We start from the raw sequence: 10903 nt of genomic DNA on the forward strand, positions 1-10903 counted from the left end.
CGCATGCGCAGTGTCCGATTGTTACATAATCTCCGATGATGCACGGATTGTCATCAGCAACATGAAGACATGTGAGATCCTGCACGTTGGAGCATTCACCTACGGAAATATAGTTAACATCGCCACGGGCAACGACTCCCGGCCAAAGGCTGGAATGTTTTCCTACACGGACATCCCCCGAAAGGAATACCTGAGGAGCGACAAAAGCTTCATCATGAATCTGGGGGGTTATTCCCTGAAACGCGTTGTTTTTAAGTGTATACATAGCTCATACCTCCTGCTATTTATATTGTTTATCTTTTGTATCTTTATTATAACTATTATTTAGAGGAAATCAAATCTGCCCTTTTACCCGTCTATAATATCGTCCTTGGAGAATGCTCCCGGAAGCAGTTCCTTCAACGTGCTTATCTCCGTTTCACCGCTCACATTGTGCATAATTATTTTTGATACACCAAATTCCGCAAGAACCTGACGGCATGAGCCGCATGGACGTGTCGGCTCAGGCGTATCAGCCACAACTGCTATAGCATCAAAATCACGCTCTCCTGCAGATACAGCCTTATAAACCGCTGTCCTTTCCGCACATACCGTCATAGGAAATGAGCTGTTCTCTATATTGCAGCCGCCGAATATTTTGCCGTCCTTCGTACGCAGGGCGGCACCTACCGCAAAATGCGAATACGGTACATATGCAAATTCACGCACGCGCTTCGCTTCATCAATCAAAGCCTGATCTTCTTCTGTCATTCTGATACCCTCCCTTTTATGCAAATATTTCCACCGTATCTTTTTCAACACGGGCCAAAACCTCCGGCAAAAGAACAGGCTTTTTGTCGGACCATGAAACGGCAGTGTCCAGTGTTTCCTTAGCAGATATAAGCCGTGCGGCATCATTCGTATAAAGAGTCATATAAGTTTCTCCTTTTTTTACGAAATCGCCGGGCTTTTTATGGAGATATATCCCCGCTGCCATATCAAGAGTATCGCCGAGCTTTTCACGCCCTGCGCCGAGCTTCATGGAAGCGATGCCGACCATTTCCGCATTCAACGAGCTTAAGTATGCGTCCTTTTCAGCCTTCAGCTCTTCAGTTACTGAAGCCTTCGGCAGAAGCCCGGTGTTCTCCAGCACGGAAACATCTCCGCCCTGTGCCTTTGTCATGTCCATCAGTTTTTTATACGCACTGCCGTCCTGCAGGGATTCCTCCGCCATTTTCCTGCATTCCGAAAGCTCTCCTTTTCCGCAAAGATAAAGCATATTCGCAGCAAGCGCGATGCATGTTTTGCGGAGGTCCTCAGGACCTTTCCCCTTCAAAACCTCTACAGCTTCCTTTACCTCAATAGCGTTCCCCACGGCTTTTCCAAGGGGCGCGTTCATGTTCGTTATGAGGGCAACAGTCCTTTTCCCTGCCCTCTCTCCTATGTCCACCATAGTTTTCGCCAGCTCCACGGCTTCTTCCTTTGTTTTCATAAAGGCACCGCTGCCAACCGTTACATCAAGCAAAATCGCGTCTGTTCCCGCAGCCAGCTTCTTGCTCATTATTGAAGAAGCAATCAGTGGAATACAGTCAACACTTCCCGTTACATCACGGAGCGCATATATTTTCTTATCTGCGGGGGCAAGCTCCGTCGACTGCCCAATAACGGAAATACCGTATTTCCTTACACACTCTCTGAATTTCGTCTCCTCAATCTCAGTACGAAATCCGGGAATAGATTCCAGCTTGTCTATTGTGCCGCCGGTATGTCCCAATCCCCGTCCGCTCATTTTTGCAACGACTCCGCCACGGGAAGCGACAATGGGGGCGGCAATCAGCGTAGTCTTGTCTCCCACGCCTCCGGTACTATGCTTATCCACTTTAACACCGGGGATATCCGAAAGGTCTGCCGTTTCACCCGAGTGAAGCATAGCATCTGTAAGAGACGATGTTTCTTTGGAGTTCATTCCCCGAAACCATACCGCCATAAGCCATGCGGACATCTGCTCTGCCGGAATTTCTCCCTTTGTAAAACCGTTGACTACGAATTTTATTTCCTCATCAGACATAACGCCGCCGCGTTGTTTCTTTACGATGAGGTCATACATGCGCATAACGCCGGCCTCCTTTTCAGTCCTTGATTTTCTGCCAGAAGCTTGTACCCGGCGTTTTGAGCTTTTCTCCGAAAATCTCCGCCGCTGTGGCCGCAATATCCGCAAAGGTCGGGCGCGTACCAAGGTTTACGCCCTTTCTGATTCCCGCTCCGTATACGAGAAGCGGTACATATTCACGGGTATGGTCAGAGCCCGGCGCTCCCGGATCACAGCCATGGTCCGCGGTAATCATAAGGACATCGTCCTCCTTCATGCGTTCCATAAACGTACCGAGCTGCTTATCAAAAACCGCCGTCGCACGGGCATAGCCGTCTATATCCCTGCGATGTCCGTATTTCATATCGAAATCCACGAGGTTGGTGAAGCAAAGTCCCGTGAAGTCCTCGTCCAGGGTTGCAATAGTTTTCTCCATGCCATCCTCGTTGCCGTCCATAGGTATATGGCGTCCGATTCCTTTTCCCGCAAAGATATCGCGAATCTTTCCCACACCGATAGTCGCGAGACCTGCCCGTGCAAGTACATCCATCATGGTGTCGGCAGGAGGAACAAGAGAGTAATCATGACGTCCGGAGGTTCGTGTATAATCGGGCCATGTCCCGACAAATGGACGCGCGATAACACGGCCTACCGCCCAGGGGCCCTGCATTATTTCACGGGCTTTTTGACATACCTCGTAAAGCTCGGGCTCTGAAAGCACGCTGTTATGCGCCGCTATCTGAAGAACGCTGTCTGCCGAAGTATAAACGATAAGCGCCCCTGTCTCTATATGCTCTCTGCCATAATCGTGAATTACCTGTGTTCCCGAATATGGTTTGTTGCAGAGCACCTTTCTTCCGAAAGCCTTTTCCAGCTTTTCAATACATTCAGGGGGAAAACCGTCGGGGAAAACAGGCATAGCCTGCTTGGACACGATACCCGCTATTTCCCAGTGCCCCGTGGTGGTGTCCTTTCCTCTGGACATTTCCTGAAGGCGCGCAAAGGAACCCGTCGGATGCTCAACACGCATTCCCACGTCCACTCCTTCAATGTTAAAAAGCCCCATATGCGCCATATGCGGAGCCGAAAATTCCTTTGAATGAATTATGGACTGCAGAGTATGGCATTCTCCATCACCAAAATCCGCAGCATCAGGCTCAGCCCCGATTCCGAAGCTGTCCAGGACAATTATGTAGAGCCGTTTTGTTTTTACTGACATAATCTCATTCCTCCTTTGCTTTTTTGCGTGCGAAATACTCACGGTCAAGCATTGCGAGTATCACGAGATTCTCATACTTTCCGTTTACAAACATGGTCTCGCGGAGCAGAGCCTCACGCTGAAGCCCCATTGCCTCATACACATGAAGGGCGCGTGCATTGTAATCCTTGCAGTCGAGCCAGCCGCGATGGAACTTCATATCCTCAAAGGACCATTCCTGCAGAAGCTCCATTGCCTCATGTCCGTAGCCCTTTCCTTTTGCATCAATTATGACTTTGCGCCACTCCACCTCGTGGTCGGGATTATTAAGATTTCCTATCATGAGAAAGCCCACAGCCGCTCCCGTGTTCTTTTCCTCCACAATGAAATGCACCATTGACTCACTGTCCAATCCCCGTTCATGCACTTCGCGTGACTCCGGAAGAATGAACTGTACATTTTCAGGACGGTTTTCCGCTTCCATTATATAATCAAGGTCTTTCAGTTCTGCAACACGCAGACGAAGCCTCTTTCCTTCTTTCACTATCTTTGACAAATCATTCGCCTCCTGCATACCCTCTCCTGTTTAATTTAGACAAAAACGTGAAAATTCCTGCCTGCTCTTTTTCATTTTACACAGATATATTACAATATAAACATAGAAATTAAATGAAATTATTCTGCTGTTTTCAGGCATTTAAGGGGGAACTGACGTTGACAGATCCTATTTTCGGGCTCTATATCGACTGGCAGCTAGTCAAGGACGCTTTGCTGCTGCCGGCTGTTATTCTCGGCCTTTCCATCATTATCGGCTTTGCGCTGAACTCTTTTTTGAAGCACTATATCAACACCCATCTGGATATTCCACAGGACAGCATACTGGCTTTTTTCCTCGCTGCCATCAAGGGACTTCCGCGTCTTTGGTGCTTCGGTATCGGTGTTTACTGGACCATCCGCACGCTGAACCTGCCTGAACCTGTTGAGCAGCTTCTTTCCTACGCGCTTTTTGCTATCATCGTATTCTCCATTACAAGGGTAGCCGCCCGCGTGGCAGAGCACTTCGTACAGGTTCATACGAAGGGGCTTACAAGTACCAACTCATCAAGCACACTTCTTTCAAACTTTATCAATCTCATCGTATACAGCTTCGGTATCGTTACCATACTCGGATATTTTGGAATATCCATAGCCCCGATTCTTACCGCTCTCGGTGTCGGCGGTCTTGCTGTTGCACTCGGCCTGCAGGACTCTCTTTCAAATCTGTTCTCCGGACTTCATCTGATACTTTCCAATCAGGTACGCATAGGTGACCATATATGTCTCGCATCCGGCGAATCAGGCGAGGTCAAAGATATACGCTGGAGATATACGATTCTCCGAACAGTAACAAACAACACCATCATCGTGCCGAACAAAAATATCGCCGCAGCGATTCTCACAAACTACGACACCCCAAGTCCCCATCTTGCAGTTGTCATTCCTGTTGGCGTAGACTACGGCAGCGATCTTGACCGTGTAGAGGAAGTGACTCTTGAGGTTGCCCGCGCCGTCATGCTTGAAATTGTTGACGGCTACCGTACGGGAGAGATTGAAGACCCCAAGGTTTTCTTTCACACCTTCGGCGATTCATCAATAAACTTTAACGTCATCCTTCACGCGAAGCAGCTGGCGAACCAAAATCTTTTGAAGCACCGCTTCATAAAAGAGCTCACAAAACGCTACCGCGAGGAAGGCATCGTCATTCCGTATCCGATCCGGACAATCATACGGGACAAATAATTTTGAAATCCGTGCGGTTTTTCCATCGCACGGATTTTTCTTTTCTGTTGATTTGTACGCAATTTTTTCGTACAAACGCTCTATGAAAATTTTTTATTTTAACAGCAGGATAAAATAAATAAGGGCCTTTTTTCCCTTTCTTTTTCCACAATTAAAAAAGGTTATACACATACCGGCCTGTGTATAAAGTGGATAACTCTTCCTTACCCCTTGACTTTTCCTATATATACGCCATTTCATAATTATGCAAAATTTTGCATCAATGTGGATAACTTCACATACCATAACACCCATATATTGGCCCTCCATTGACGCTATCTACTAGATATTGTATAATCCAATCAGATTGAATACAAACGAAAGCGGCGAGGGGCCGTTTAAGATAGGGGCGAACTTTATTGACCAAGATCAAACAGATCCGCAAGCGAAACGGAGACGTTGTTGTATTCGATGAGGAGAAGATTACCAACGCCATTCGCAAGGCAAACATGGAGTCTACGGACCACACATTTACCAAGAGAGAGCTCACGGCTTTGACAAAGGCTGTTATCGAGCAGGTCTCTGATAAGGAAATTCCGGGCGTCGAGTATATTCAGGATGCTGTTGAGCGTGCGCTCATCAAGAAGAATTACGCATCGACTGCCAAAGCATACATTCTTTACCGTGCGGCACATACGCGTATCCGCGAGGCTGAGGTTGACCTCATGGATATCTATGATGAGCTGACCTACAAGAACGCAAAGGATGCCGACCTCAAACGTGAGAACGCGAACATTGACGCTGATACGGCAATGGGCACGATGCTCAAATACGGCTCCGAGGGTTCGAAGTACTTCATTACGCACCGTATCCTTCCTAAGGATATTGCTGCTGCACATCTGAACGGTGATATTCATATCCATGATATGGACTTCTATATGCTCACGGAAACCTGCTGCCAGATTGACCTTTTGAAGCTTTTCAAGGACGGCTTCTCCACAGGTCACGGCTGCCTCCGCGAACCGAACGATATCCGTTCCTATGCGGCTCTCGGCTGTATCGCAATTCAGGCGAACCAGAACGAGATGCACGGCGGACAGTCGATTCCTAACTTCGACTACTCCATGGCACCGGGTGTAAGAAAGACATTCCGCAAGCAGTATTTCGCGCATCTCGCCGAATATTTCTGCGCGATGATGGATATGTCGCTCGAAGATGCAAATCTTCTCGCGAAGGAAATCAAAAACAGCGTTTCACTCGACATCACACTGAGCAATGTCGACGCATACAAACAGAAGCTCATGGAATTCCTGCCGGCACATCAGGCGCAGCACGGCTACCAGCCAATCAGCGCAGAGCGTGCGGCACAGGCTCATGATTTTGCCGTAAAAACGGCAATAGCTTCTACTGACCATGCTACATATCAGGCTATGGAGGCATTCATCCACAATCTTAACACGATGAATTCCCGTGCAGGCGCGCAGGTTCCGTTCAGCTCCGTAAACTACGGTACAGATACCTCGCCGGAAGCACGTATGGTCATGAAAAACCTGCTTAAGGCTACGGTTTCCGGTCTCGGTGAAGGCGAAACGCCTATCTTCCCTGTTCAGATTTTCAAGGTCAAGGAAGGCGTCAACTACAATCCGGGCGACCCGAACTACGATATTTTCCAGGAAGCTATCAAGACAAGCGCAAAGCGTCTTTTCCCGAATTTCAGCTTCCTTGATGCGCCGTTTAATAAGCAGTACTACCGCGCCGGAGACTACAACTCCGAGGTTGCGTACATGGGCTGCCGCACACGTGTCATGGGCAATGTCTATGACCCGAACCGCGAAGTCACCTGCGGACGAGGCAATCTGAGCTTCACCAGCGTAAACCTGCCCCGTCTCGCAATCGAAGCAAAGGGCAATCTTGAAGAGTTCTACAAGGGACTCGATGAAATGACGGACCTTATTATCCGTCAGCTCCTGCACCGTTTCAAGGTACAGTGCTCAAAGAAATGCCGCAACTACCCGTTCCTCATGGGGCAGGGTGTTTGGATTGATTCCGAGAAGCTCGGACCTGATGATTCCGTTGCCGAGATTTTGAAGCACGGAACTCTTACCATGGGCTTCATCGGTCTTGCAGAATGTCTTAAGGCACTTATCGGCAAGCATCACGGCGAATCCGACAAAGCTCAGCGTCTCGGTCTTTCCATCGTCGGTCATATGCGCAAGCGTATGGACGAGGAATCCAAGCGCACGGGCCTTAACTTTGGTCTTATTGCCACCCCTGCGGAAGGTCTTTCCGGACGTTTCCTCCGTATCGACCGCCAGCGCTATGGCAATATCGAGGGTGTTACGGACAAGGCTTACTACACGAACAGCTTCCATGTTCCTGTATATTTCCCGATTTCGGCTGCAAAGAAAATACAGCTGGAGGGACCGTACCACAACCTCACAAATGCCGGTCACATCAGCTATGTTGAGATGGACGGCGACCCTTCGAAGAACCTCAAGGCATTCGAAGCAATTATCCGCTGTATGCATGACAACGGCATCGGCTACGGCTCTGTAAATCACCCTGTAGACCGTGATCCTGTCTGCGGCTACAACGGAATCATCGACAATGTCTGCCCGCGCTGCGGAAGAAGCGCCGAGGAGCATCGTCATCATATTGTCATTCCGCGTGCTTCATGCTGCGATGATTGATACGAAATAAAAATGAAAGGAAGGATTCTCATGAACGTAAACGGAATTGAAGTTACCATCAAGGACATCGACGATATCTCTGAGAAGGAAATTCTCTCCTACATGAACTACATTGAGGAGCAGAATATCGGAGAAACGCTCGCATCGCTTGAAATCACAGGCGCACCGGACGGAAATGTTGCGCTGGACTACACGCTCCGCCCGCAGGAATTTGAGCGTATCCGCCGCATCACGGGGTATCTCGTCGGAACAATCGACCGCTGGAATAACGCTAAACGTGCCGAAGAGCATGACCGCGTTAAACACAGCCTCATGCACTAATCTATTTTATTTGTTTTATTTTATCCCTCTCCCTCTCTATAGTATAGGCGAAGGATTTTGAAGACCGTGACGGACTTCGACACATCCGGCGCGCAAAGGCCTTTCCCAGCCGTGGAAAGGCCTTCTTTTTAGAGTTGGGAGACTGCTTCACTTGGAGGAACCTACTATGCTTTTACGCATCGCCGGTCTCGTCGATGATTCGGTCGTAGACGGAGACGGCTACAGGTATACAATCTTTACGCAGGGCTGCCCCCATCACTGCCTCGAGTGTCATAATCCCGAAACATGGGACCCCGAGGGCGGGCGCAGCGAAAGCACGGACAAAATCCTTGAGGAAATTCTTCAAAATCCGCTGCTGCAGGGTGTCACCTTCAGCGGAGGCGAGCCTTTTCTTCAGCCTGCTCCTCTCGCTGCTCTTGCAAAGGAGCTTCACGCTCACGGACTTGATGTCTGGAGCTACACAGGATATACATACGAAAAGCTTTGTGAGTCCAAGGACCCCGCAGTGCATGCCCTTCTTGACGAGCTTGATGTTCTGGTGGACGGTCCTTTCGTGCTGGCTCAGCGCGACCTTACCCTGAAATTCCGCGGCTCAAAAAACCAGCGGGTTATCGACTTGAACGCCACACGCCGTGAAGGTCATATCGTTCTCAAATATACGGACTGATTTTGCAGACATGTACGGATATGCTAAAATGAAACCACCGTACAAAAGGAGGTGTGCTGAATGCTGCCATTGCAGTCAATCGTATTTGCGGGCATTGTACTGCTGATTTTTATCGCTTATCGGCTCTGCCCTAATAGAAAAATTTTTGCCATTTTCACATTCATTATGCTGGCGGCGTCCGGCGCCCTGATTTTTTACCATGCCCAGCCATCCGCCCCTGAACCGCTCACCCCCGAGGAACGTGCCGAGCGGACCGCGCAGCAGGAGCTGGTCGTAGACTGGTTTTTATCCTATCAGACATATCTTGAACGCCTTGACCATAACTGGCAGCAGTATCACCGCATACTGTCTGATTTTGATGCTGATGTAATAAGCATACAGACCGCACACGACCGCCTTTCGGCCCTTGAAAAAAACTCCCGCATTCTCGTTGCGGAGGCCGAAAAGCTCGAACCTCCGGGAGACTTGAAGGAAGCGAACTACGACCTGGCAGCCTCCATATTCATCAAGGTCAAAGACTATGCAAAGGCCCAGCACCATGCCATAGAAATGACCGCACAGGCCGCGTTGCCTGAAAATCAGCCCTCTGATGTTCAGGAGGAACAGTCCCGCCGACTTCGCGAAACCATGATACGTGAATCACCTGCAGGGCTTTTCACAGGCGCGGAGATTGCCGCCCTAAGAGACCATGTGGAAATCCAGGAATAAAAAGGAGCACTCATGATACGCACCATCACAGAGGGAAGCATCGCGGAATATACCGTCCAGCGCTCCCGCTTCATTGCCTGTACCGCCCCGGTAAAAACCGAGGAAGAAGCGCAGGCTTTTCTTGCGGCACAAAAAAAGAAATACTATGATGCACGCCATCACTGCTCCGCGTGGATTCTGGGAAATGACGCGTCAAAGCAGAAATCCTCCGATGACGGAGAACCAAGCGGAACCGCAGGCGCGCCAATACTTGATATCTTAAAGCACGGCGGCTTTACTGATTCCATAATCGTCGTCACCAGATATTTCGGCGGAATAAAGCTTGGCACCGGCGGACTTACCAGAGCCTACGGTCATGCCGCACAGCTTGGAATAGAAGCCGCAAAAACGGCGAAAGTCATGACCATGGAACGTGTCATTGTACGAATAGCATATCCGCTTCTTGGAGCGGTAGAAAACGAACTGCGACAAAGCGGAATACGCATAGAGGACTCTGCCTACGCGGAAGATGTAACGCTTACACTTCTGCTCACAGAAGAACAGCGCTCCCCTTTCCGCCAAAAGCTCGCCGACCTCACAGCAGGACAGGCAGTGCTTACAGAAGACGGAATGCAGGAGGTACTCCTGCCGGAATAAAAAAAGCATGATACAGGAAAACCCTGTATCATGCTTTTTTATTCCTTTTTCTCTTCAAGCGCATTTCCCAGCGTGTGCCATGAAAGCACGGCGCATTTTACGCGGGCAGGAAGATTTGAGATGTTTTTGAGGGCTATGGCATCCCCAAGGTCCTCAAGCTCATCATCATCGGTGATATCACCCTTTATCATGCCGAGGAACATTTCTGAAAGACGTTTGGCCTCGTCCACGGATTCTCCTTTGATGAGGTCAATCATCATTGAGGTGGATGCCTGGGATATGGCACAGCCGACTCCGGTAAAGGAAGCGTCCTTTACGATTCCGTTCTCCACCTCAAGCTCCAGCGTGATTTCATCGCCGCAGCTTGGATTGCGTCCTTTAAGCGTTACCGTCGGTGAGGCGAGATGATGCCTGTTCTCGGGATTTCTGCTTTCCTCCGCGATGAGCTCCGTATAGATATTCTCAAGACTCAAGGTGCATGACCTCCCTTACCTTTTTGAGTGCTTCAACCCAGCGGTCTATATCTTCTCTCGTATTATAGAAATAGAAGCTTGCGCGGCAGGTCGCGTTCTGTCCAAGATATTTCATCAGAGGCTGAGCGCAGTGATGTCCTGCACGGACGGCAACTCCCTCCGCGTCAAGAATCGTCGCAACATCATGGGGGTGGACGTCCTTTACATTGAAGGTAATGATTCCGGTCTTATTATCACGCTTCGTATCGCAGCCGAAAAGCTCGATACACGGCAGCTCCCGGAGCTGCGGCAGAGCGTAGTCAACCAAATCCTGTTCACTCGCCGTAATGCGTACAAAGGTGAGCTTTTCGAGATAATCAACAGCTGCCGTAAGTCCCGCGGCAC

13 protein-coding genes are annotated in these 10903 nt (G+C 49.4%); 6 read left to right on the forward strand and 7 right to left on the reverse strand.

What is annotated here, in order from left to right:
* From ACY69O_RS08070 to ACY69O_RS08090, 5 genes are all read right to left on the reverse strand, one after another.
* A partial coding sequence (locus tag ACY69O_RS08070; protein WP_462332957.1) for a gamma carbonic anhydrase family protein occupies positions 1 to 265 on the reverse strand: 265 nt, incomplete at its 3' end.
* Between the two features lie 83 nt (positions 266 to 348).
* Positions 349 to 750, reverse strand: coding sequence for a cytidine deaminase (locus ACY69O_RS08075; RefSeq protein ID WP_462332958.1), 402 nt, complete (start codon positions 748 to 750; stop codon positions 349 to 351).
* A gap of 16 nt (positions 751 to 766) precedes the next feature.
* A complete protein-coding gene (locus tag ACY69O_RS08080) occupies positions 767 to 2092 on the reverse strand; it encodes a thymidine phosphorylase (protein WP_462332959.1) in 1326 nt (441 codons plus the stop codon).
* A gap of 16 nt (positions 2093 to 2108) precedes the next feature.
* Positions 2109 to 3287, reverse strand: a complete 1179-nt coding sequence (locus tag ACY69O_RS08085) for a phosphopentomutase (RefSeq protein ID WP_462332960.1) — start codon at positions 3285 to 3287, stop codon at positions 2109 to 2111.
* 4 nt (positions 3288 to 3291) lie between these two features.
* A complete protein-coding gene (locus tag ACY69O_RS08090; protein WP_462332961.1) occupies positions 3292 to 3822 on the reverse strand; it encodes a GNAT family N-acetyltransferase in 531 nt (176 codons plus the stop codon).
* 158 nt (positions 3823 to 3980) lie between these two features.
* Between ACY69O_RS08090 and ACY69O_RS08095 the strand changes: the two genes are divergently transcribed.
* The 6 genes from ACY69O_RS08095 (at position 3981) to ACY69O_RS08120 (ending at position 10046) form a co-directional block, all read left to right on the forward strand.
* Positions 3981 to 5045: a mechanosensitive ion channel family protein gene (locus ACY69O_RS08095; RefSeq protein ID WP_462332962.1), complete on the forward strand. Its 1065-nt coding sequence runs from the start codon at positions 3981 to 3983 to the stop codon at positions 5043 to 5045.
* A 398-nt stretch (positions 5046 to 5443) separates the two neighbouring features.
* On the forward strand, positions 5444 to 7714 hold the full coding sequence (locus ACY69O_RS08100) for an anaerobic ribonucleoside triphosphate reductase (protein WP_462332963.1): 2271 nt from the start codon (positions 5444 to 5446) through the stop codon (positions 7712 to 7714).
* 30 nt (positions 7715 to 7744) lie between these two features.
* Positions 7745 to 8035 carry an anaerobic ribonucleoside-triphosphate reductase gene (nrdD, locus tag ACY69O_RS08105; protein ID WP_462332964.1) on the forward strand — a complete coding sequence of 97 codons (291 nt, stop codon included), beginning with the start codon at positions 7745 to 7747 and terminating at the stop codon, positions 8033 to 8035.
* Positions 8036 to 8201: 166 nt separating this feature from the next.
* On the forward strand, positions 8202 to 8702 hold the full coding sequence (nrdG, locus tag ACY69O_RS08110; RefSeq protein ID WP_462332965.1) for an anaerobic ribonucleoside-triphosphate reductase activating protein: 501 nt from the start codon (positions 8202 to 8204) through the stop codon (positions 8700 to 8702).
* A gap of 60 nt (positions 8703 to 8762) precedes the next feature.
* The gene (locus tag ACY69O_RS08115) at positions 8763 to 9410 is read left to right on the forward strand and encodes a hypothetical protein (RefSeq protein ID WP_462332966.1); all 648 of its coding nucleotides are present in this window, start codon (positions 8763 to 8765) and stop codon (positions 9408 to 9410) included.
* 12 nt (positions 9411 to 9422) lie between these two features.
* Positions 9423 to 10046 (forward strand): YigZ family protein, encoded by a 624-nt coding sequence (locus ACY69O_RS08120; RefSeq protein ID WP_462332967.1) that lies wholly within the window; start codon positions 9423 to 9425, stop codon positions 10044 to 10046.
* A 38-nt stretch (positions 10047 to 10084) separates the two neighbouring features.
* On the opposite strand, the gene sufU is transcribed toward ACY69O_RS08120, so the two are convergent.
* Positions 10085 to 10519: a Fe-S cluster assembly sulfur transfer protein SufU gene (gene sufU, locus ACY69O_RS08125; protein ID WP_462332968.1), complete on the reverse strand. Its 435-nt coding sequence runs from the start codon at positions 10517 to 10519 to the stop codon at positions 10085 to 10087.
* Positions 10509 to 10903, reverse strand: a 395-nt coding sequence (locus ACY69O_RS08130; protein WP_462332969.1) for an aminotransferase class V-fold PLP-dependent enzyme, incomplete at its 5' end; no start/stop codon positions are given. The genes sufU and ACY69O_RS08130, both read right to left, overlap by 11 nt.

The organism is Schwartzia sp. (in: firmicutes), from assembly GCF_978017985.1.